General features: G+C 72.6%; 14 protein-coding genes. 10 read left to right on the top strand and 4 right to left on the bottom strand.

The window, feature by feature from the left end:
- The first annotated feature begins 49 nt into the window (after positions 1–49).
- The 9 genes from ACIBCT_RS13285 to ACIBCT_RS13245 all read left to right on the top strand — a co-directional run bounded on the left by ACIBCT_RS13285 (position 50) and on the right by ACIBCT_RS13245 (position 15,606).
- Positions 50–325 carry a hypothetical protein gene (locus tag ACIBCT_RS13285; protein WP_399188352.1) on the top strand — a complete coding sequence of 92 codons (276 nt, stop codon included), beginning with the start codon at positions 50–52 and terminating at the stop codon, positions 323–325.
- A gap of 47 nt (positions 326–372) precedes the next feature.
- Positions 373–3,447, top strand: coding sequence for a TcpE family conjugal transfer membrane protein (locus ACIBCT_RS13280; RefSeq protein ID WP_399188008.1), 3,075 nt, complete (start codon positions 373–375; stop codon positions 3,445–3,447).
- A 151-nt stretch (positions 3,448–3,598) separates the two neighbouring features.
- Positions 3,599–6,091: an ATP-binding protein gene (locus ACIBCT_RS13275; RefSeq protein ID WP_399188006.1), complete on the top strand. Its 2,493-nt coding sequence runs from the start codon at positions 3,599–3,601 to the stop codon at positions 6,089–6,091.
- The gene (locus ACIBCT_RS13270) at positions 6,088–8,649 is read left to right on the top strand and encodes a type IV secretion system protein (RefSeq protein ID WP_399188004.1); all 2,562 of its coding nucleotides are present in this window, start codon (positions 6,088–6,090) and stop codon (positions 8,647–8,649) included. Before ACIBCT_RS13275 ends, ACIBCT_RS13270 begins: the two co-directional genes overlap by 4 nt.
- Positions 8,650–8,663: 14 nt before the next feature.
- Entirely contained in the window at positions 8,664–9,344 is a 681-nt protein-coding gene (locus ACIBCT_RS13265; RefSeq protein ID WP_399188002.1) for a hypothetical protein, read from the top strand.
- A gap of 110 nt (positions 9,345–9,454) precedes the next feature.
- Positions 9,455–10,555 (top strand): C40 family peptidase, encoded by a 1,101-nt coding sequence (locus ACIBCT_RS13260; RefSeq protein WP_399188000.1) that lies wholly within the window; start codon positions 9,455–9,457, stop codon positions 10,553–10,555.
- Positions 10,556–10,569: 14 nt separating this feature from the next.
- Positions 10,570–10,983 (top strand): (deoxy)nucleoside triphosphate pyrophosphohydrolase, encoded by a 414-nt coding sequence (locus ACIBCT_RS13255; protein ID WP_399187998.1) that lies wholly within the window; start codon positions 10,570–10,572, stop codon positions 10,981–10,983.
- A 108-nt stretch (positions 10,984–11,091) separates the two neighbouring features.
- Complete coding sequence (locus ACIBCT_RS13250) at positions 11,092–14,064, top strand: hypothetical protein (protein WP_399187996.1); 2,973 nt, start codon at positions 11,092–11,094, stop codon at positions 14,062–14,064.
- 117 nt (positions 14,065–14,181) lie between these two features.
- Positions 14,182–15,606, top strand: a complete 1,425-nt coding sequence (locus ACIBCT_RS13245; protein WP_399187994.1) for a hypothetical protein — start codon at positions 14,182–14,184, stop codon at positions 15,604–15,606.
- 189 nt (positions 15,607–15,795) lie between these two features.
- On the opposite strand, the gene ACIBCT_RS13240 is transcribed toward ACIBCT_RS13245, so the two are convergent.
- Entirely contained in the window at positions 15,796–17,238 is a 1,443-nt protein-coding gene (locus ACIBCT_RS13240) for an MFS transporter (protein WP_399187992.1), read from the bottom strand.
- A 100-nt stretch (positions 17,239–17,338) separates the two neighbouring features.
- Between ACIBCT_RS13240 and ACIBCT_RS13235 the strand changes: the two genes are divergently transcribed.
- Positions 17,339–17,815: a MarR family transcriptional regulator gene (locus tag ACIBCT_RS13235; protein WP_399187990.1), complete on the top strand. Its 477-nt coding sequence runs from the start codon at positions 17,339–17,341 to the stop codon at positions 17,813–17,815.
- A gap of 63 nt (positions 17,816–17,878) precedes the next feature.
- On the opposite strand, the gene ACIBCT_RS13230 is transcribed toward ACIBCT_RS13235, so the two are convergent.
- From ACIBCT_RS13230 to ACIBCT_RS13220, 3 genes are read right to left on the bottom strand one after another with little or no spacing between them, the layout of a single operon-like run.
- Positions 17,879–18,640 carry a succinate dehydrogenase/fumarate reductase iron-sulfur subunit gene (locus ACIBCT_RS13230; RefSeq protein ID WP_399187988.1) on the bottom strand — a complete coding sequence of 254 codons (762 nt, stop codon included), beginning with the start codon at positions 18,638–18,640 and terminating at the stop codon, positions 17,879–17,881.
- A 2-nt stretch (positions 18,641–18,642) separates the two neighbouring features.
- Positions 18,643–20,556 (bottom strand): fumarate reductase/succinate dehydrogenase flavoprotein subunit, encoded by a 1,914-nt coding sequence (locus ACIBCT_RS13225; RefSeq protein ID WP_399187986.1) that lies wholly within the window; start codon positions 20,554–20,556, stop codon positions 18,643–18,645.
- A 9-nt stretch (positions 20,557–20,565) separates the two neighbouring features.
- Positions 20,566–21,351, bottom strand: a complete 786-nt coding sequence (locus ACIBCT_RS13220) for a hypothetical protein (protein WP_399187984.1) — start codon at positions 21,349–21,351, stop codon at positions 20,566–20,568.
- Positions 21,352–21,709: the final 358 nt, after the last annotated feature.

Raw genomic sequence — 21,709 nt, 5'->3', positions numbered from 1 at the left:
CGGCGGGCGCGATCGTGAGTACGGAGGACAAGAAGTGATTCTCAAGACCATGTTGCTGAGCGTCGTGGAGCTCGCTCAGCCCACAGCTCCTCCCGCAGGCGTCAACACCGAGGGCCTCGCCGACTTCCTCCGCAGCTTCTTCGCCCCCCTCTTCCTGGTCATCGTCTCGGTGGTGGCCCTCTTCTTCCTCTTCACCCGTGAGATCACCAGGTTCGTCCAGTTCATCATCCTGGCGATCGCCATCGGAGTGATCTTCTACGTGCCGAACATCATCGAGGTGACGGCCAAGGCGATCGCGGGCGCGCTGGGCATCTCGGGGGGTTGAGACCGCGCCCGAACGGTCACACAAGGAGAGGCGGAGAGGAGGATCACGTGGATCTGCCCACGTACACCAATATCTGGAGGATCGAGAAGCGGCTCTACAAGCTGTACGACCTACGGCTGCCGATGCCGCTCCCGATCGTCTGGATCGGTGGGTTCGTGGGAGTGCTGGCCCCGTGGTCGCTCCTGCTCTACCTGCTCGGTCTCCCCTTCGCGGCTCCCTGGCACGTCATCTACCTGGTGCCGCCCGGCATCGTCACCTGGCTCTCCACCCGGCCGGTGATCGAGAGCAAGAGGCTCACCGAGCTGCTCCAGTCGCAGCTGCGCTACGTGGGCGAGCCGCGTACCTGGTGCCGGATGGCACCCGTCTCCGAGCCCGCCGAGGTCGCGCTGAACGGCCGGGTCTGGCGTGCCTCGCCGCAGTACGGATCGGTCAAGGTCAAGGCGTCCCGCAAGGTCCGCCAGGCACAGGCCAAGCGCGCCGCGGCCCGCGAGGTGCGTCCGGCCGTGGCCGCCGCGGCCGCGGCGGCGGCCACCGCCCCGGTCGCCCGCGAGCGGATCACCTGGAGCCAGAGCCGCGCCCAGCGCCAGGGGGTCGCCCCGGCACTCGGCCAGGCCACGGCCGTCGAGACGGCGCCGGCCGTGCTTCCGGTCGCGATGCCGGTCACCGTGCCGTCGATGCCACCGATGCCTCCGCTGCCCGTCTCCGCGGCGGAACCGGCCGGGGGATCGGCCGCGGGGTCGGCCGGGGGACCCGTCGTGTCGGGTACGCGTCCCGAAGGTGTGGGCCGGGCGGGTTCCGGTCGTGCGGGATCGTCCTCCTCGTCCTCCTCGTCGTCCGTGAAGCGGACCGGTGAGGAGGAGCGCGCCCCGGCCGTGACCGCGTCCGCCGGGAACGACATCGCCGCCCTGGACGACACCGTCGAGGCGATGGGTGCCGGCCGGGCCGGGAGGGGCTTCGGCAGGACCGTCGAGGCGAAGGGCACGAAGCCGGAAGACAGGACGAAGGGCACGGACAACGCCAGGGAGGCCGAGGACTCCGGAGTCGCCGAGGGCTCCGGGACGGCCGGGGGGACGAAGGGTTCCGCGAGGGCCGGGGAGCGGGTCTCCGCGTCCTCGCCGTCCTCGCCGTCCCCGTCGTCCTCCGCGTCCCCGTTCCCGGTCGCCCCCGCGTCCCCGGTGTCCTCCGAGACGCCGGGGGCGTCCGGGAGGCCGTCGCCGTCCGAGGCGCCGGTGGCCGCCGGGGGGCCGGTGGCGTCCGAGGCCTCACCGGCTCCGTCCGCCCCCATCGGCACCGAGGCGCTGCGCCGCCTGCGCAGGCTGGCCGCCTCCGCCGACGCCCAGCGCGCCGCGGCGGCCCCGCAGGTCCCGCCGGCTCCGGTGCCGCCCCTGACCGATCCGCCCGCGTCGATCCCGCCCGCGTCGATCCCGCCCGTGTCGATCCCGTCCACGCCCGTCCCGTCCGCCTCCGTTCCGCCCGCCGTGCCGACCGCTCCCGCCGAGCGACCCGAGCGACCCGAGCCGACCGGCACACCGAAGCGACCCAAGGGGTCCGAGCAGACCGGCACACCGAAGCGGTCCGAGCGTCCTGAACGGCCCGAGCCGGCCGGGACACCCGGGCGGCCCGCCGTCTCCGATCCCGTGCGCGACCCCGCCGACCCGGCCGTCGCGCCCTTCGTGCCGAGGTTCGTCGGCCCGGCCCCGGCCGGGTGGCGGACCGCGGGGGCGACCGGGCTCCCCACCGACGAGACGAACACGACCGGCGAGACGAACACGACCGGCAGGACGCACGCGACCGGCGCGGCGAGCGCGGCCGACCCCGCGGACACCACGGATACCAAGAACACCGTGGACGCGATGGACGCAGAGGAGAGCGCGCGACGCCGGCACCGCAGGGGCCGTCCCGCCCCCATCGGCCGCCCGGCCGACACCCCGGGCACCTCGAGCACCCCGGGCACCCCGGGCACTCCAGGCTCCGCAGGCTCCGCAGGCTCCGCGGGCTCCGCGGGCTCCGCGCGGGCCTGGCCTCCCGAGCGGCTCGCGGGCGCGCAGACGGGTCCGGCCGACCCGAGCGGTGCCCAGCCGGGCGCCGGGATGTCGATCCGTGCCGTCCCCACCGGGGCGGCCAAGGCCGATCCGGTGACCCCCGCGCCTCCCGTGCCCGCCTCCTCGTACGGCGAGGCCGAGACCAGGGTCCGCAGGGTGGAGTCGGTGGTCGGCCGGGACTCCTCCGGCGGCTGGCGACGCCTGGCCCAGGTGGTGATCGGACCCGGCGGCGGTGGCCGTACGGACGGCTCGGAGATCGACGAGGCGCGGGCCAGGGCGGTCTTCAGCGGCGCGCGCCGGGTGGTGGTGCTGGGATGCACCGGCGGCGCCGGGCAGACCACGACCGCGCTCATGCTCGGTCACACGCTGGCCCGCTACCGGGAGGACCGGATCCTCGCGGTCGACGCCAGCACCGGCTCGCACGCGCTGTCCGGCAGGATCCAGGGGGAGTCGCCCGAGACGCTGAGCTCCCTGCTCGCCGGGCTCGACGGCGTCCAGGGCTACCTGGGGATGCGTGCCTACACCAGCCGCTGCGCCTCGGGACTGGAGGTCGTCGCCGGGGACAGCGACGCCGACGCCGAGAAGCGCCTGGCCGACCGCACGCTCTTCTCCGACCGGCGCCTCGGCCAGACGATGGACATGCTCGACCGGTACTACAAGATGATCGTCGTGGACCCGGCGGCGGCCCTGGCCGCCCGCGTCCTGCCCTACGCCGACCAGCTCGTCCTCGTCGTCCCGGCCAGCGAGGACGGGCCGGACGCGGTGGCCATGACCTACGAGTGGCTCGACGGGCACGGCTGCGCCGACCTCCGCCAGCGGGCCGTCATGGTGGTCAACGGGGTGAGCCGCCGCAGCATGGAGGACGTGGAGCACGCCGAGGCGGTCGCGCGGGGCAGGTGCCGGGCGATCGTCCGGATCCCCTGGGAGGACGCGCTGGCCCCCGGCAGGGACGACCGGGTGGAACCGTCCCACCTGAGGGCGCCGGGCCGCCGGGCGTACCTGGCCCTGGCCGGCGTCGTGGTGGCGGGCTTCGGAACGGTGCAGTCGAGCCGACCCAGCGAGGAGGAAATAGCCCAGTGATCCCCCGGGCACGAGGAGATGTGGTGAACGGGCTGGACCGGACGCGGGTGAGCGGGCCGTGCCGGCGCAGGGCGGGCGGCCCGGCCGAGGGCCGTCCGGGTACGGCCGCGAGCGGTGCGGGCACGGCCGGACGGTCGGCGGGGGAGGGACGGTGAGCCGCGCCTCCCGGGCGCGCAGCCGCCTCGCCGTCCGGTACTTCGACGACCGGATCCTGCTGACCGACTCGTCGGTCTGGGCCTACTTCAGGCTTCCCACCGTGAGTTACGAGTTCATCACCCCGGAGGAGCGGGAGGCGCTGGCCACGAACATCACGATCGCGCTGGCCGCGATCCGGATGCCCGACGCCGAGGTCCACCTGCGGGTGGCGCACCGCACCTACCCGGCCGCCGAGTGGGCGATGGCGCTGAACGCCACCTCCGACGAGGGACCCGGCTGGCGCGACTACCTGGAGGACATGTACCGGCACGTCTGGGCCAAGGACTTCTGGACCAAGGAGGTCTACCTCGGCGTGCGGCTCGGCCAGCGCGGGCGCCAGCTCGGGGCCGGGGTGCTCTCCCAGCTCTTCGGCTTCTACCAGCGCAGCGAGAAGGTCCTGGGCATCGAGGACGACCACGTCCCCAAGGCGGAGATCGCCAAGTGGTCCGAGCAGGCCGAGCGGCTGGGCAGGGCGCTCGCGGCCAGCTCCCTGTACGCCAGGCACGCCACCTCCGTCGAGCTCGCCTGGCTCTTCCAGCACGCCGCGACCGGCTCCCTGGGGGATCCGCCCGCCTCGGCGAGCCCCAAGCGCAGGTGGGGGCAGGGGGAGATCGAGTCCCTGGTCGAGGGGCAGATCCACAACGGCAGGGCGCTGCTGAGGATCGAGCAGCCGCACGGCGACTCGTACGTGGCGCACATGTCCTTCGCCCGGTTCCCCGACCTGATGCCGTTCCCCGACGGCGAGCCCTGGATGCACTTCGCCGACCAGCTCCCCTTCCCGGTGGAGATCAGCTCCAGGATGCGGCTGATCCCGCCGGTCAAGGCCAGCAAGGACGTGGCGCGCCAGCTCGCGCACGCCCGCGACATGGACATCCACATCCGGGAGGCCGGGGCGGAGGCACCGCTGGCGCTGGCCGAGCAGATCGACGCGGCCCGGATGCTGGAGCACGGCATCACCAAGGAGCGCCTGCCGTTCGTCTACGGCTGGCACCGCCTGATCGTGTCGGCCCCGACCGAGGAGATCTGCGTGCAGCGGGTCGAGGCGGTCGTGGAGCACTACCGCGACATGGGCATCGACATCGTCAACTCCACCGGCGACCAGTTCTCGCTGTTCTGCGAGACGCTGCCGGGCGAGAAGGTCCGGGTCAACGCCTACGCGCAGCGGCAGCCGCTGCGCACGATCGCGGGCGGCATGGCCACCGCCACCGTCGACCTGGGCGACCGGACCGACGAGAACGGTTCGGGCTGGATGGGCCCGTACATCGGGGAGACCCTGGGGCGGGCCCGCAGCATCGTGCACTTCGACCCGCTGGTGGCGGCGACGCGCAACCGGCCGACGGCCATCGCCATCACCGGCGAGCCCGGCGGCGGCAAGACCACGCTGGCACTGCTGATGATCTACCAGATGGCGCTGCGCGGGGTGACGGTCGCGGTCATTGACCCCAAGGGCGACGCCGACTCCCTGGTACGGCTGCTGCAGCAGCGCGGCAGGAAGGCGCGGATCATCCCGCTCGGCTCGGCGGCGCCGGGCCTGCTCGACCCGTTCTCGTTCGGCGACGACCTCGCGGCCAAGAAGACGATGGCCACCGAGACCCTCCGCCTGCTGCTGCCGCGCATGTCGGAGGAGCGCGAGTCGGCGATGATCCAGGCGGTCGCGGCGGTCTCCAACGCCGACGACCCCTCGCTGGGCAAGGTCGTCGACTTCCTGGAGCGGACCGACGACGCCGCCTCCAAGAACCTGGGCGCGGTGCTGCGCTCCATGTCGGACATGCATCTGGCCCGGCTCTGCTTCGACCCCTCCGGTGGCGACCAGATCGACACCGAGGGCTGGACCACGGTCTTCACCCTGGGCGGCCTGACGCTGCCCGACGCCTCCACCGGCCGCGACGACTACTCCTACGAGCAGCGCCTGTCGGTGGCGCTGCTCTACCTCGTCGCGCAGTTCGCGCGGGGCCTGATGAACGGCCTGGACCGCCGGTCGCCCAAGGCGATCTTCCTGGACGAGGCGTGGGCGATCACCTCCACGCCCGAGGGCGCCAAGCTGGTGCCCGAGGTCAGCAGGATGGGCCGCTCCCGGAACACGGCGCTGGTCCTGGTCTCCCAGAACGCCGGCGACCTGCTGAGCGAGCAGGTGACGAACTGCCTGTCGTCGGTGTTCGCGTTCCGCTCCACCGAACGGGTCGAGGTGGAGCACGTGATGGCGCTGCTCGGGGTCGAGCCGTCCGAGGAGCACAAGGCCGTGCTCCGCTCGCTCGGCAACGGCGAGTGCGTCTTCCGGGACCTGGACGGCCGGGCGGGCCGTATCGGGGTGGACCTGGTCTCGGACGAGCTGCTGCGCTGGCTGGACACGAATCCCACCCGAGACAGACCCGACGAGAAAGTGCATGATCTTCCTGGGGGCGGCAGAGTCGACGGTCCGGGGGCTGCGGCGCTGGAGGTGCGGTCATGAAAGGCTCCCTCAGGGGAATCACGGGCACGCGCGGGCGGGACCCGGGCGGGCAGGGCTCCACCCGCGGGCCCGGCTCACGGACGAGGCGCGTCCCCCGCAAATCAGGCGGATCTCACGGGCGGTTCCTGCGGCGCGGCGGCGAGGGCCGCGTCCGCGGGGGACGGCTCGGCAGGCGGATCGCCGTCGGGCTGGTGATGCTGGCCGCCTTCCTGGCCCTGCCGCTGGTCCTGCCCTCGGACACGTCCACGGCCGTGGCGGCGGCGCCCTGCGACATGTCCCCGGACCTGTCGCCGGACATCGTCGCGGGCGGCGTGGACGGGCTGATCAAACCGCCGGTCGCCGACCCCGCGCCGGGCACCCTGCCGGCGCAGGCCCTCGGCACGCAGAGCAACTACGCGACCTACGGCATGAGCGGCCAGTTCTGGCACACCCACCTGCTCGGCTGCGACGACATCGCGGCGGTGATGGGCAACGCCATGGCCAACACGGTCTTCCTGTGGGCCAAGGCGCTGGACCGGCTGACCATCACGACCTACCAGGCGGCGGCCACCGAGGGCCCGCTGGAAGCGATCAAGAACGTCGTCGACGACATCGTGATCCGGCTCGCCGACGCCATGTACTGGCCGTACCTGCGGCCGATCGTCATCCTCGGCGCCATCTGGCTGGCCTGGTACGGGCTGATCCGCAAGCGCGCCACCACCACCGCCGAGGGCGTCATCTGGATGGTCCTCGCGGTCACCGTGGCGGTCTGGTTCTTCAGCCGTCCCGGCGACCTGACCGGGGTCGGGAAGGTCGTCACCGACAAGACCGGAGAAGTGATCAACTCGGCCTTCTCCGGGCTGCCCGGGGCCGGTGGGACGTCCTGCCTACCGCGGCCGGGAGAGGCCGCCCCGCAGGCCCAGGGCGGCGGGTACGGCCAGAGCGGCGTGCCCGGTGTCGAGCAGAACGCCGACGCGCTCTGGTCCACCCTGGTCTGCAAGCCGTGGCTGATGGGACAGTTCGGCACGGCCGACGCCGACGCCCCGATCATCAAGCTGTTCGGCGCCAGGCTGCTGGAGATCCAGACGATCGACGCGGCCGAGATCAAGAGCGCCGAGATGCCCGAGGCCGGCTCCCACCAGGAACGGTACGAGACGGAGATCGCCGACAAGCTGCAGAACGCGCCCGTCTTCCCGCTCTTCCAGGGCAAGGACTGGACGAACCGGCTGGGGGTCGCGATCGGCGCCTTCATGGCCGCGGTGGTCGCCGGGTTGCTGATCTTCCTGGTGGCGGTCTCGCTGCTGGTGCTCAAGGTCGGGTTCCTGTTGCTGCTGATCCTCGCCCCGGTCTTCCTGCTGATCGGCGTCCATCCGGGATCGGGTCGGATCATCGCCATGCGCTGGGTGGAGATGCTGATCGGCACCCTGCTCAGACAGGCGGTGCTGGCCCTGGTCCTGGGCGTGCTCGTGTACGGCTACGCGCTGATTATCTCCACGGCGATGCCGTGGGGCCTTCAGGTCATGTTCATGGCGATCCTGACGATCGCGGTGTTCTTCTACCGGCGGCCGTTCCAGCACCTGTTCGCCTCCATGGACGGGCACACCCTCACCACTCGGATGCTGGGCGACGCGGCCACCGCGCCGACCCTGCAGCGGGCCGCGTCCGCGCTGCCGCCGGTGGCGGCGGCCAGGGTCGGACGGTGGGGCATGCGCAAGGCGGAACCGATGCTGCAGGCGGCCGCGATGGCGAGTGGGGCCTCGGTCGGCGCGGCGGCGGCCGCGGTCGCCCAGGGCAGGGTCCGCGGCGAGGAGGGCGGTGCCACACCGGCCACCCCGTCGGGCACCCGGGTCCCGGCCGGCGCGCAACCGGCCCCGCTCGACACCGACGCCCAGGCGGCCGGCCGTCGCAGGGGCACGGGCCGCCCGGTCACCACGACACGCCCCGGCGCCGCACCACCGCTCAACCTCTCCGGCACGGGTACGGGAGGCGGCACGCCCCCGGCCAGGTCCGGCGGCTCCTCGGCGCGGAACTCCGGGGGCTGGTTCGGCGGCCGTTCCGGCGGCTGGGCGCCGCAGGGCGGCTCCGGGTCCGCCCCGGCCGGTCGTTCCTCGGGCGGGCCCTCCTCCACGGGCAGGTCGTCCGGTTCCCCGTCGGTCAGGCCCTCGGCACCCCCGGCGGGCAGGCCCCCGGCGCCCTCCTCGGGTTCCACGGGCGGTGGCAGGCAGGGCGGGAGCATCTTCGGCGGCTCCTCCCGCGGCTCCTCCGGGTCCTCGGGCGGGTCCTCGTCCGGTTCCTCGCGGGGCGGCTCCTCCGGGTCCTCCTCGCGGGGCGGGTCGTCGGGCGGGAGCATCTTCGGCGGCGGCGGCGGCGGAGGCGGCGGTGGCGGCAGGAGCGGCGGCGGTCCCGCGGGCTCCGGCGGCCCGCGCAGTTCCTCGGGCGGCTCGCGGAGCTCCGGTTCCGGGGGCAGGTCCTCCGAGGCGCCCCCGCTGTGGATCACCAGGCGGTCGGAGCGCAACGGGGAGTCCGGTGAGGCGGCGCCACCGTTCTGGCTCCGCCCGTCGAAGCCCGGCAGGGACTGAGGCAGGGACTGACCATGACCGAGCTGGGCAACCGGCGGGGAGTCGTCTTCGCGGTGCTGGTCGCGCTGCTCGCCGCGGTGGGCGTCTACCTGACCATGGGGTCCGACCCCGGCGCGGGACCGGGGGGCCGGCCGGACCCGGCCGGTGCCACCCGCGGCGTGGCCGGGACGGAGGGGCAGGGCGACGCCGAGCCGGCGCGCCCGGCCGCGACGGCCAGCGACGCCCCGTTCGACGTCTACTCCTACCTGCCCATGACCAGGCAGGAGCTGGCCGCCGCCGCGGACTACGCGCGGCGTTTCACCGCCGAGTACGGCACCTTCGGCCACGACGAGGACCCGGCGGTCTACGGCGACCGCCTCAAGGGCTACACCACGGCCGAGTTCTCGGGCGTGCTGCTGCGGACCGTGACCTCACCGGGCACGATCGAGGCGAACAAGGCCGACGAGATCGTCTCGGTCGGGACGGCGCGGGTGAAGGAGATCCGGCAGATCGACAGCGCCTCGGTGGTGTTCGTGGTCGTCGGCACCCAGAACGTCACGGCCAAGAGCGGGAGCAGCCGGCGGACCGCGGAGTACGCCGTCACGCTCATCCAGGCCGGTGCGGAATGGCGGGTCCACGACCTCCAGCCGGCCGACTCCGGCCAGGAGGGAGACGACCAGCCCCTCGAGACCGGTCAGACCGGCGAGGCCGGATGAACGGCGAGGCCGGTGAACGGCGGGCCCGGACGAGCGGCGAGGGCGGATGAACCGCGGGACCATGAACCGCGGGACCATGAACGGCGGGGTCGGATGAGCGGCGGGAGCCGATGAGACAGAACAGGCACCTTCGTCTCGGGCTGATCCTCGGCGTCGCCGCAATCTGCATGATCACGCTCATCATGGCGCCGATGATGATGATCAGTGGTTTCCCCTCGTTCCCGTCCGTCAGCGGCCCGGAGGCCCAGGCCGCCTGCGAACCGGGCGCGCGGACCGTGGGCGAGGAGTCGGAGACGGCCACCTCGGACATCCCCGAGAAGTACCTGAAGCTCTACCGCGAGCACGGTGAGGAGATCGGCGTCCAGTGGAACGTGCTCGCCGGGGTCGGCAAGCGCGAGACCGACCACGGGCGCTCCAAGCTCCCCGGCGTGCAGAGCGGCGTCAACTACGCCGGTGCCGCCGGGCCGATGCAGTTCCTCATCAGCACCTGGGGCGGCAAGGCGAAGATCAAGATCCCGTCCACGTTCAACGGCTACGCCTCCGACGGCGACGGAGACGGCTGGGCCGACGTGTACAACCCGGCGGACGCCATCCTAGGCGCCGCGAAGATGCTGAAGCGGAACGGCGCGCCGGAGGACGTGCGCCGCGCGCTGTTCGTCTACAACCGGGCCTGGTGGTACGTCGACCAGGTCATGGAGATCGCCGGGAAGTACGCCAAGGACGGCGAGGTCACCACGCCGCCGGAGGCCGACGAGAGCTGCGACGAGCCCCTGCTGGAGGCCGCGCCGTCCGACACGGTGGCCGCGATCCTCGAGTACGCCATGGCCCAGCGGGGCAAGCCCTACATCTGGGGCGGCACCGGACCCGCGGGGTACGACTGCTCCGGCATCATCTACATGGCCTACCGGAGCGTCGGCCTGACCATCCCGCGCACCACGTTCGGGCAGTGGCCGTTCGGGGTGCGGGTGCCCGCGGGCGAGGAACAGGCGGGCGACCTCGTCTTCTTCAACTCCGGCCCCGGCACCGGCCCGGACCGTCCCGGACACGTGGGCATGGTGGTCTCGCCGGGGAAGATGGTCGAGGCGAGATGCCGGCTGTGCGGGCCGATCAAGGTCACCACCTACCGGGACCGCACCGGAATCGTGGGATACACCCGGCCGCTGCAAAACCCCCAGATTCTCGAGCAACTGAGATTGAAGGAGCAGGGCTGACAGAATCGGGCCCCATGGAAAAAGTCGTTGTGGGCGCCGCCATCGTCGACGGCGCGGGGAGACTGCTCGCCGCCCAGCGCGCGGACCCTCCCGAGCTGGCAGGGGGCTGGGAACTTCCGGGAGGGAAGGTCGATCCCGGTGAGAGCGAGCACGCGGCCCTGGTCAGGGAGTGCCAGGAGGAACTGGGCGTCCTGATCGAGGTGGGCGAGCGGGTCGGCGGGGACTGGGCGCTGGCCGGTGGCTACGTCCTGCGGGTCTGGCTCGCGGTCATCGCCCAGGGCAGGCCGGAGGCCAGGGAGCACCTGGACCTGCGCTGGCTGGGCGCGGACGAACTCGACGACGTCGCCTGGCTCCCGGCGGACCTGCCCATCGTCCGCGCGGTACAAGGTCGCCTCAACGATGGGCAAGATCGGTTCAATAAGGATTGATCGACTCCGTGACGTGACATAACTGCTACTGGACGTGGCGATGTCGCGCGCCCGCACTCGGGGGAACGGAGATATACGGTGACCGGTTGGTGTCGTGGTATTCGGATCATGTCAGCAGTGGGAGCGGGGGTGCTCGTCCTCGGCGGTGCCACGGGTGCGTACGCCGTCCAGGGGGACGACCCGGTCCGGCCGCCCTTCGACCTGGCCGCGGCCGTCGACTCCCTCACCGGGTCGGAGGCGAATCGCAGCAACGAGCTGGTCTCCTTCCGGATCCGGCTCGAAGGGCCGGGCACCGGCGTCCGGCTGGCGGTCGCGACGGCTCCGCACTGGGTGCTCAGGGGCGTGCTGTGCCCGATGAGGACCGAGTCGCCGGCCTCGCTTCCCAGGGGGATGGCGGTGTGCCGGGTCGGTGACCTGCCCGCCAGGGGCGGCTCGGTCGACGTCCTGCTCAGCGTGCCCGTGCACGCGCGGGACATGATCCTGACCGCGGTGGCCCGGATGCGCGCGGCCGACGGCACGATGGTGACGCAGCAGGCGCGGGGCGTCATCAGGCGTCCGATGACGCAGGCGGGGGCGGTCCAGGCGGGCCAGGGACAACCGCGGGGACAGGGCGCGGGAGAGCCCAGCAGGGTCGACGTCTCCCGCCCGGTGGGAGAGCTCCGGCTCGTCATGTCCGGACCCGCCGACGGCACGACCCCCGGCACCTCCGGTACGCCGACGGCACCGGGAACGCCGGGGACGCCCGCGCAGGCGGCTCCCGGAACCCAGGGGGGTCAGGGCGGTGCTCCCGGAACCGGGGCCGCCTCCGCCCAGGGGGCGAACCAGGGGGCGAACACCACCCCGCAACCAGGACGCGCGGACGCGGGCACCGGTACGCCCGGTGCAGGTATGCCAGGTGCCGCCAGGCCCGGTGCCGGTGCCCCCGCTACGGGCGGTGCCCCCGCTACGGGCGGTGCCCCCGCTACGGGCGGTGCCCCCGCTACGGGCGGTGCCCCCGCTACGGGCGGTGCTCCCGCTACGGGCGGTGCCGCTGCAGGCACGCCCGGCGTCGCCGGATCCGGTGCGGGTACACCCGGGATGGGCGGTCCCGGCGCCGGTACGTCGAATGCCGCCAGGCCCGGCACGGGCGCGTCCGGAACCGGCACGCCCGACGCCGCCAGGCCCGGTGCCGACGGTACCCCCGGTACGGGCGGTCCCGCTGTCGCCAGGCCCGGCACGGGCGCGTCCGGAACCGGCACGCCCGGTGTCGCCAGGCCCGGCGTCGGTACGCCGGATGCCTCCAGGCCCGGTGTCGGCACGCCCGGTGGGGTGGGTTCGGTTCCCGAGCCCCCTCAGCCGGCAGGACAGGTCGCCACGCCCCGGTGGGACGTGATGGTGGTGAAGCCGGGTGAGGCCGACCAGCGCACCCTGGTGGCCATGCTCGACGCCCTGGGGGAACGGCCCGCGATCATCGCGCGTGGTCCGGTGGCCGGGACGGGGGGCGCAGGACAGGCGCCCGGCCAGGGGGCGAACCCCGACCAGGGGACGAGTTCCGGCACGGGGACGAACCCCGGCATAGGGACGAACCCCGGCGCGGGGACGAACCTCGGCGCCGTCGGCGGCACCCCCGCGGGAACGGGCATCCCCGCGACGGGCACCCCCGCCACCGGGACGGGCACCGGGACGATCCCGGTGAACCCGGTACCGGGTGCGGGGAACGCCGGCCCGGACACGATGGGTGCACGGCCCTCCGTGGGCACCGTCGTTCCGGGTGGTGCGGCACAGACGCAGCACGGTTCGCACGGCGCGGCGCACGCACCGGGTGGCGTGCCCTCCGGTGCGCTCGGCATGATCTCCGGCAGGCCCGGCGTGCTCGGACAGCCCTCCGGACCCGGCGCGACGGGGACCACCCTGGGGCAGCCCTCCGGAGCGGGTACGACCGGGATCGCTCCCGGCGGACCGGGCGCGGGATCGGGAGCGGGAGCGGCCGTCGCCGGAGCCCCCGGGACGTCCGGGACGGTCACCGGCGGGCCCGGTGCGCAGGGAACGGCCGGTGTTCCCACGGCCCCGTCCGTCGGGAGGCAGGCGGCGGCACCGGTCGCCCCCGCCCCCCAGGGCGGCATGGACCAGGCGGCCCTGAGCCCCGAGGCGGGTGGCGGGGTCACCGGCCGTGAGGCCGGGCAGGGGACGACCGGCCGGGCCGGAGCGGGCCGTCAGGGCACGGACGGATCCGTACCCGGTGCGACAGGGGCCGGGCGGCAGGAAGGCGCCAAGAAGGCGGCAGGCCGGGCCGGGACGCGCCGGGCACAGGCCGGGCCGGCGGTCGGTCAGCACCCGAACATCGGCCAGCACCCGAACATCGGCCAGCAACCGAACATCGGCCAGTATCCGGCCGTCGGTCAGTACCCGGGCGCGGGCCGGCAGCCCGTCGGGCGCCCGCTCTTCCCCGGCCAGGGGGCGACGGGCCCCGGCATGCCGCAGAACATGATCGGGCAGATCGGGGCGATTCCGCAGGGGCCGGTCGTCGCACCCGGCCGGCGGGCGGACGGGCCGAAGCGGGGAGCGGCGAACCACCAGGCGGGCGGACCCGTGGGCGGACCCGCGGGCGGGGCCATGAGCGGCCCGATGGGACCGGGCCACCTGACGATGGTCCAGCCCGGTGTCGGTCAGCCCGGTGTCGGCCAGCCCGGCTTCGGTCAGGGCGGGGCGGGTCAGCAGGGCGGGACGCAGATGCCGGGTGCGCAGGTGCCGGGCATGCCCCCTCAGGGCCCCCAGGGACAGATGCCGCCGTTCTCCATGGGGATGGCGGGGACGCTCCAGATGCCCGGTACCGCGAACGGCTCCCAGCTCCGGCTGCCGCCCGCGGGTCCCTTCCCCGCCGGCGCGCAGGGCTCCGTACAGGCCTCCGCGCCGCAGGGCGCACCCCTCCCGCAGGACCTGGACGCCCCGGCCGGACAGGCCCGGCCGATGGCGGAGTCGGGTCCGTTGCTGACAGGGATGGGCGGTCTGCCGGTGGTCGCGCTGGCGGTGGCGTCGCTGCTGGGCCTACTCTGGCTGCAGAGGCGGATCCAGCAACGTCGTCGGTCCCGTTCCGTTTTGTAAAACACGGTTTACTGTTACTTTTGCCCGACTAGTATTTCCTTGACGTGTTCATGGTTGATTGCGTGGAGGACACCGGTGACGCGAGTGCGGCGTAGAGCAGCTGTCTCCGCCGTTGTGATGTCCTTGGGACTCAGCGGTGTCGTCCTGCTCGGTGTGGCACCGCTCGCCGGTTCTCCGGCGGCCGGTGCGACGACGGTCAGGGCGCTGGTCGCCGACCCGTCGCAGATCCCCGGGTGTGACGTGGACCCGGCCGCGCCCTGCGAGGAGCCCCAGCCGATCGTCACCGTCACGGTCACCCAGGACCCGCCGCCGGAGGACCCGCCCCAGGATCCCGCCGAGCCGCAGAAGACCGTGACCACCACGGTGACCGTCCCGCCCAAGTCGACGAAGGTGCCGAAGGCGCCGAAGACCACGGCACCGGCGGCGCCCCCGCAGAACACCGCTCCGGCGACCCAGCCTCCCGCGCAGGAGACGGCCCCGGTCGTTCCGCCGCCCACGATGCCGACGGACACCGCCCCGGCCACTCAGCCGACACAGGAGCCGGACGTCCAGTTCCCCCCGAACGAGACCCCGCCGACCACCCCGCTCCCGTCCGCCGCGCCGACCGAGACCGCCACGTTCGACGACGGGGCCTCCGGCTCGGTGTACGAGATCCGCAACGCGGGCTCGGAGTTCGACGGGGCCACGCTGAGCCGCCAGCTCGGCATCCCGGCGCTGATCCTGGTGCTGCTGGTGCTGTTCGCCGTCCTCATCTTCGAGGGCAGGCTGCGCCGCCTGGCCCATGCCGCCGCGGTCCGCCGGGCCGGTCCCCGCATGGCGGGTCCCCGCGGGGAGCCGGTGGACCCGATGATGTATCAGGCCGGGTCGGCGTTCGTCCCCGCCCACTACCAGTCCGGCACGGCGTACGCGCCGATCATCAGCCTCGTCCCCATGCAGATGTACGGCCCGGCCTATCCGGAGGGCTACGCCCCCGAGCAGTACCCCCGCGGGTACGAGCAGACCACGGCCTACATGCCGGGGCCCGGCTACGAGCAGCCCGGTGGACACGTCGATCCGTACGGGCGGCCCGTCCCCGGCCCGGCGGGTCCGGTGGGCCCGATCGGGCCGCTCGGCCACGACGGCTCGACGGTCGCCTTCAGGGAGCCCCGGGAGACCACGGCTCCCAGGCCCGAGGCCGACGAGAAGGGCTTCCCGCCGGGAGCCGTGGCCGAGTACCCGGGGGCGCCGTTCCCGCAGGAGCCGCCCCGCGGCGGCACCGACTTCGACGGCCCGCGCTTCCAGAGCGGCCCGCGCGACGACGTCCGGCCCCTCGGTCCTGAGCCGAAGGACCCCACCGGGAGCACGTTCGGTGCTCCCGAGGTCCTGGGCGCAGGCCCGGGTGCTCCCGGGGACCGGCCGGCCGGAGGCGAGCGGCCCGCGGCCGAGCCGACCCGGACGGCGGCCTACCCGACCCAGGGTCAGACCGGCGCGGAGCCCGGCACGGGCGAGGGCGGCGCGGAGCCCGGCAAGAAGAAGCGCGGCCTCTTCCGCCGCTCCTCCTGAGCCCGAGCCGAGTCCGGGCCGAACCCGGGTCCGAGCCCGGTTCAGCCCGTTCTCCCGAGCCCGGGCCGAACCTGAGTCCGAGCCCGGTTCCGCCGCTCCTCCCGAGCCCGGGCCGAGCCCGAGTCCGAGCCCGGGTGGTCGCCTCATGGAACTCCCGCGCCCCCGAACGGGCCGGTCGTCCGGCACGGTCTACGGCTCGGCCGGGGACGGGGCGGGGAGCAGGGGGCTCAGCAGCGCGGCCAGGACGAAGACGCCGACGTTGCACCACAGGGCCGTCGCGGTCGCCGCGCCGAACCGGTCCGCGAGGTCACCGGTTCCCGCGGTCACCAGGGCGAAGAAGACGGCCCCGACGACCGTGATCCCGGCGGCGGTGCCGAACTGGATACCGGTGTTGACGACACCGGAGCCGGCACCGGCGTCGTCGGGGGGGACGTCGCCGAGCACCACGCCGGTGAGGATCGGCACGCACAGTCCCATCCCGAGGCCGACGACCAGCTCGGCGGCGGCGACGTGCGGCCAGGCCAGGCCCGCTCCCAGGACCCGTACACAGGCGATCATGACGAGGGTGCCCGCGGCCATGGTGAGCGCGCCCGCGCCGATGAGGCGGCGGCCGTGGGCCGCGCCGTGGCGCAGCGCGAGATGGGTGGTGGCGGTGATGCCGACGGGCCAGGCCAGCGTCACCAGCGCCGTGCGCAGCGGCGTCCACCCCAGGCCGGACTGGAGCTGGTAGGTCAGCACCAGGAAGAACGACGTCACGCCGGAGAAGACCAGCAGCACCACGACCACCCCGGCCGTGAAGGATCTCCGCCGGAACAGCGTGGGCGGTACGAGCGCGGAGCCGTCCCGGCGGTGGCGCCGCCGTTGCTGGACGACGAACAGCCCCAGGACCGCGACGCCCCCGGCCGTCACGGCGAACGTCCAGGCGGGCAGGCCCTCGGCCGGTCCCTGCACAAGGGGGTACATGATCCCCAGCGTGGCCAGCGTGACCAGGGCCACCCCGGTCAGGTCCAGCCGCAGCGGCCGGTCGGAGCGGGTCTCGGGCATGAACCGCAGCGCCGCGCAGAAGGCGAGGATCCCGACGGGCACGTTCACGTAGAAGATCGCGCGCCAGCCGGTGCCCAGCACGTCGTACTCGGTCAGCAGCCCGCCCAGCAGCGGGGCGCTGACGCTGCCCGCGCTGAGGACGGCGCCCAGCAGCGAGAACGCCAGGGTCCGCTCGGCGGGGGCGAACATGGTGACGATGACCGACATGACCTGGGGCACCATCAGCGCGGCCATCGCGCCCTGTGCCAGGCGACCGGCGACGAGGGCCTCCGGCGTCATGGCGGCGCCGCACGCGACGGAGGCGGCGGTGAACCCGGCGACGCCGATCAGGAAGAGGCGCCTGCGGCCGAAGATGTCACCGAGCCGTCCACCGGTGATCAGCAGCAGGGCGAACGCCAGGGCGTACCCGGCCAGGCTCCACTGCGCGGCGGTGTGGCCGGCGCCGAGGTCGCGCTGGATGCGGGGCAGCGCGATGCCGAGGATGGTCGCGTCGACGTTGTCCATGAAGGCGGCGCTGAGCACGACGCCGAGGGCGATCCAGCGTCGCCGGGACAGGGGCGGGCCGGTCGGGGGAGCGGATACGGGCATGGCCTCTTCCGGGGGGATCGACTAGGGTTGTTGAACCAAAATAGAGACTCTCGCATTTAGAGCATCTCTATTTTAGAGAGAATAGGAAGAGGAGGCCGACGTGTCAACGGAGCCGGGGAGCCGCACGGAGATGATCATGGCCGTGTCCGACCAGGGGCGCCTGACGGCCATGCGGGCGGCGCTGTTCCACGTCGGCATCGCCGGGCGGGCCGGGATCAACGTGACCGACTTCAACTGCCTGGCCCTCCTCGACAAGGAAGGGCCCCTGACGCCCCACGACCTCGCCCTGCGGATCGGGCTGACGCGCGGCGGCGCCATCACCGCGGTCGTGGACCGGCTGCAGAAGGCGGGCTACGTGCGCCGCGAGCGGGACGCCGCGGACCGGCGCCGCGTCCTGGTCGAGCTGGTACGCGAGGGCCCCTACCGCGCGTTGCAGGAGATCCTGGCGGACGTCAACCGGGCCTACGCCGAGCTCGCCGGGCGCTACAGCGACGCGGAGCTGGCGGTCATCCACGACTTCGCCGTCCGCGCAAACGACGTCATGCGGGAACAGACCCGCAGGCTGTGGCGGGACTGAGGGCGGAAACGCGACGGCGCCGCCCGGGAGGTCCCGTGGCGGCGCCGTCGCGCGAGGGGTGGGTCAGGACTTCGAGTTCGGACGCCTGAAGATCTTGTTGCCCAGCCACACCAGCGGGTCGTACCTGCGGTCGACGACGCGCTCCTTCATGGGGATGAGCGCGTTGTCGGTGATCTTGATGTGCTCGGGGCAGACCTCGGTGCAGCACTTGGTGATGTTGCAGTAGCCCAGGCCGTGGTCCTCCTGGGCGGAGTCCTTGCGGTCGGCCACGTCGTAGGGGTGCATGTCCAGCTCGGCGATCCGCATCAGGAAGCGCGGACCGGCGAAGCCGGGCTTGTTCTCCTCGTGGTCACGGATGACGTGACAGACGTTGTTGCACATGAAGCACTCGATGCACTTGCGGAACTCCTGGGACCGCTCGACGTCGATCTGCTGCATGCGGTACTCGCCCGGCTTCACGTCGGACGGAGGGGTGAAGGACGGGATCTCCCTGGCCTTCTGGTAGTTGAACGACACGTCCGTGACCAGGTCCTTGATCACCGGGAACGTCCGCATGGGCGTGACGGTGATCGTCTCGTCCTCGGTGAAGGTGGACATCCGGGTCATGCAGCCGAGCTTCGGCTTGCCGTTGATCTCCATCGAGCAGGAGCCGCACTTGCCGGCCTTGCAGTTCCACCGGACGGCGAGGTCGGGAGCCTGGGTGGCCTGGAGCCGGTGGATGATGTCGAGGACGACCTCGCCCTCGTTCACCTCGACCGTGAAGTCCTCGAGCTTGCCCTCCCCGCCCTCGCCTCGCCAGACGCGGAACTTCGCCTTGTAACTCATGGTTACTCCTTGGCCAGCGCGTCGAAGGCGGCCAGCTCTTCCTGGGTGATGTACTTCTTCAGCTCGTCGCGGTCGAACAGCGCGATGAGGTCGTCCCGCATCGGGGTCTGGACCTGCTCCTCGACCGTGACGGAGGAGCCGTCCGGCGTGAGGCCGCAACGCAGGATCTTGGTACGCCACTCGGCCGACATGGAGGGGAAGTCGTCGCGGGTGTGGCCGCCACGGCTCTCCTCGCGCAGCAGCGCGGCCTTGGCCACGCACTCCGAGACCAGGAGCATGTTGCGCAGGTCGAGCGAGAGGTGCCAGCCCGGGTTGTAGATCCGGTTCCCGGCCGCGCCCACGCCCTGGGCCCGCTCCTTGAGCTTCTCGACCCCTTCGAGCGCCTCGGTGACCTCCTCGGCCTTGCGGATGATGCCGACCAGCTCGTTCATCGTCCGCTGCAGCTCGTGGTGGACCTCGTAGGGGTTCTCGCCCGACCGCTCCAGCGGGGCCAGCGCCTCCGCGGTCGCGGTCGCCACGCTCTCCTCGGAGATCCTCGGGCGGGCCGCCAGGGCGTCCACGTACGCCGCCGCTCCCGCGCCCGCGCGCCGCCCGAACACCAGCAGGTCGGACAGGGAGTTGCCGCCCAGCCGGTTGGAGCCGTGCATGCCGCCGGAGACCTCACCGGCCGCGAACAGCCCGGGGACCGCCGCGGCGCCGGTGTCGGCGTCCACCTCGACCCCGCCCATGATGTAGTGGCAGGTCGGGCCGACCTGCATGGGCTCCTTCGTGATGTCGACGTCGGCCAGTTCCTTGAACTGGTGGTGCATCGACGGCAGCCGCCTGACGATCTCCGCGGCCGGCAGGCGGGTGGAGACGTCCAGGTAGACGCCGCCCTGCGGTGACCCGCGGCCCGCCTTGACCTCGGAGTTGATCGCCCGCGCGACCTCGTCGCGGGGCAGCAGCTCCGGGGGACGGCGGTTGTTGGCCTGGTCGTTGTACCAGCGGTCGGCCTCCTCCTCGGAGGTGGCGTACTTGTCCTTGAACACCTCGGGGATGTAGTCGAACATGAACCGCTTGCCCTCGGAGTTCCTCAGCACGCCGCCGTCGCCGCGGACGGACTCGGTGACCAGGATGCCGCGGACCGAGGGGGGCCAGACCATCCCGGTGGGGTGGAACTGGATGAACTCCATGTTGATCAGCTTCGCCCCGGCCAGCAGGGCCAGCGCGTGACCGTCGCCGGTGTACTCCCAGGAGTTGGACGTGACCACGTAGGACTTGCCGATCCCGCCGGTGGCCAGCACGACCGCGGGGGCGTCGAACAGGACGAGCCTGCCGTTCTCCCGCCAGTAGCCGAAGGCGCCCGAGATCGCGCCGCCCTCGCCGGGGGCGACGCCCGTGTCCTTGAGCAGGCGGGTGACCGTGCACTCCTGGAAGACCTTGATGTACGCCTCGGCGTCGCCGTGCAGCCGCTCGTCCTCCTGCTGGAGCGCGACCACGCGCTGCTGCAGGGTGCGGATCAGTTCCAGGCCGGTGCGGTCACCGACGTGGGCCAGCCGCGGGTACTCGTGCCCGCCGAAGTTACGCTGGCTGATCTTGCCGTCCTTGGTGCGGTCGAACAGCGCGCCCCAGGCCTCCAGCTCCCAGACCCGGTCCGGGGCCTCCTTGGCGTGCAGCTCGGCCATCCTCCAGTTGTTGAGGAACTTGCCGCCGCGCATGGTGTCGCGGAAGTGCACCATCCAGTTGTCGTCGCTGTTGACGTTGCCCATGGCGGCTGCGGCGCCGCCCTCGGCCATGACCGTGTGCGCCTTGCCGAACAGCGACTTGCAGACGATGGCCGTCCGCTTGCCCTGCTGACGGGCCTCGATGGCCGCCCGCAGGCCCGCACCGCCGGCGCCGATGACGACGACGTCGTATTCGTGACGCTCGATTTCCACAGGTGATCCTTATGCGAACGAAAAGGCGATGATGCCCTTGGCGACCAGGCGGACGTAGAGGTCGGCGCCCATGACGGAGAACATGGAGATCAGCGCGAGCTGCGAGTGCCTGGCGTTGAGCTTGGAGACGAAGCCCCAGGCCCGGTAGCGGATCGGGTGCTTGGAGAAGTGGTTCAGGCGCCCGGCCGTGATGTGCCGGCAGGAGTGGCACGAGAGGGTGTAGAGGTTGATCAGGATCGCGTTGGCGATCAGGATCCAGGTGCCCAGGCCGCCCGGCCGCTCGATCAGCGCCTTCACCGCGTCGTAGGCCAGGATGAGGCCGATGACGATGGCCGCGTAGAAGAAGTAGCGGTGCACGTTCTGCAGGATCAGCGGGAAGCGCGACTCACCGGTGTACTTCTTGTGCGGCTCGTTGACCGCGCACGCCGGCGGGGAGAGCCAGAACCCGCGGTAGTAGGCCTTGCGGTAGTAGTAACAGGTGAAGCGGAAGCCCGCGGGGAGGCCCAGGATCAGCAGCCCCGGGGGCAGGGTGTACCAGTCGCCGAAGGGCGCGAGACCGAACAGCCGCGACTCCGGCGGGCAGCTCGTCGCCAGACAGGGCGACGCGAAGGGCGCGTGGTACGGCGATACGAAGTAGCTCTTATCGAAGATCGCCCATGTGGCGTAGACGATGAATGCCGTGAAGATGAGGAATGTGACCAGTGGATAGCGCCACCACTGGTCCGTTCGCAGGGTGCGCTCCTTGATCTGCGCACGCTGTCTTCTGGCCGGGCTCTCGGCCGTTGTCTGGGTCATCGAGACCTCTCCACCTCCCACGGACCCCGCTCGCCCAGGGGTCCGGGTCGTTTCAGTTCTGCCACGTGTCGGGCCATGGTCGCGCCGGCTCACACGTGCGCGCGCATATTGGTGGGGGATACGTTACGACGGAGCCCGGGGCTTGTGTCAGAGGGGTCACTCACAATTTCACTGACCCGGTGTGATTCCTGTCACGTTGGCGGGGCAGGGCTCCTCGCCTGCGGGTTCTCAAGGGGTGGATGATCACAGGGAGGTCTCGGAGGCCGGGGAGACCGCTGTGCCGGCCCCTCACGAGGACCGGACGAGAACCGGACGAGGACCGGGCGGGAGCCGGGTGAGGATCGCGTGGAGATCGCCC

This window comes from Streptosporangium sp. NPDC050855, from assembly GCF_044456585.1.
Taxonomy (GTDB): Bacteria; Actinomycetota; Actinomycetes; order Streptosporangiales; family Streptosporangiaceae; genus Streptosporangium; species Streptosporangium longisporum.
This window is presented reverse-complemented; position numbering and strand designations above follow the sequence as displayed.

Bases quoted from the DNA above. Each gene is read 5' to 3' on its own strand.
- ACIBCT_RS13285 (WP_399188352.1), top strand. From the start codon at position 50: ATGTTGCTGAGCGTCGTGGAGCTCGCTCAGCCCACAGCTCCTCCCGCA.
- ACIBCT_RS13270 (WP_399188004.1), top strand. From the start codon at position 6,088: ATGAAAGGCTCCCTCAGGGGAATCACGGGCACGCGCGGGCGGGACCCG.
- ACIBCT_RS13265 (WP_399188002.1), top strand. From the start codon at position 8,664: ATGACCGAGCTGGGCAACCGGCGGGGAGTCGTCTTCGCGGTGCTGGTC.
- ACIBCT_RS13260 (WP_399188000.1), top strand. From the start codon at position 9,455: ATGAGACAGAACAGGCACCTTCGTCTCGGGCTGATCCTCGGCGTCGCC.
- ACIBCT_RS13255 (WP_399187998.1), top strand. From the start codon at position 10,570: ATGGAAAAAGTCGTTGTGGGCGCCGCCATCGTCGACGGCGCGGGGAGA.
- ACIBCT_RS13250 (WP_399187996.1), top strand. From the start codon at position 11,092: ATGTCAGCAGTGGGAGCGGGGGTGCTCGTCCTCGGCGGTGCCACGGGT.
- ACIBCT_RS13245 (WP_399187994.1), top strand. From the start codon at position 14,182: ATGTCCTTGGGACTCAGCGGTGTCGTCCTGCTCGGTGTGGCACCGCTC.
- ACIBCT_RS13240 (WP_399187992.1), bottom strand. From the start codon at position 17,238: ATGCCCGTATCCGCTCCCCCGACCGGCCCGCCCCTGTCCCGGCGACGC.
- ACIBCT_RS13230 (WP_399187988.1), bottom strand. From the start codon at position 18,640: ATGAGTTACAAGGCGAAGTTCCGCGTCTGGCGAGGCGAGGGCGGGGAG.
- ACIBCT_RS13220 (WP_399187984.1), bottom strand. From the start codon at position 21,351: ATGACCCAGACAACGGCCGAGAGCCCGGCCAGAAGACAGCGTGCGCAG.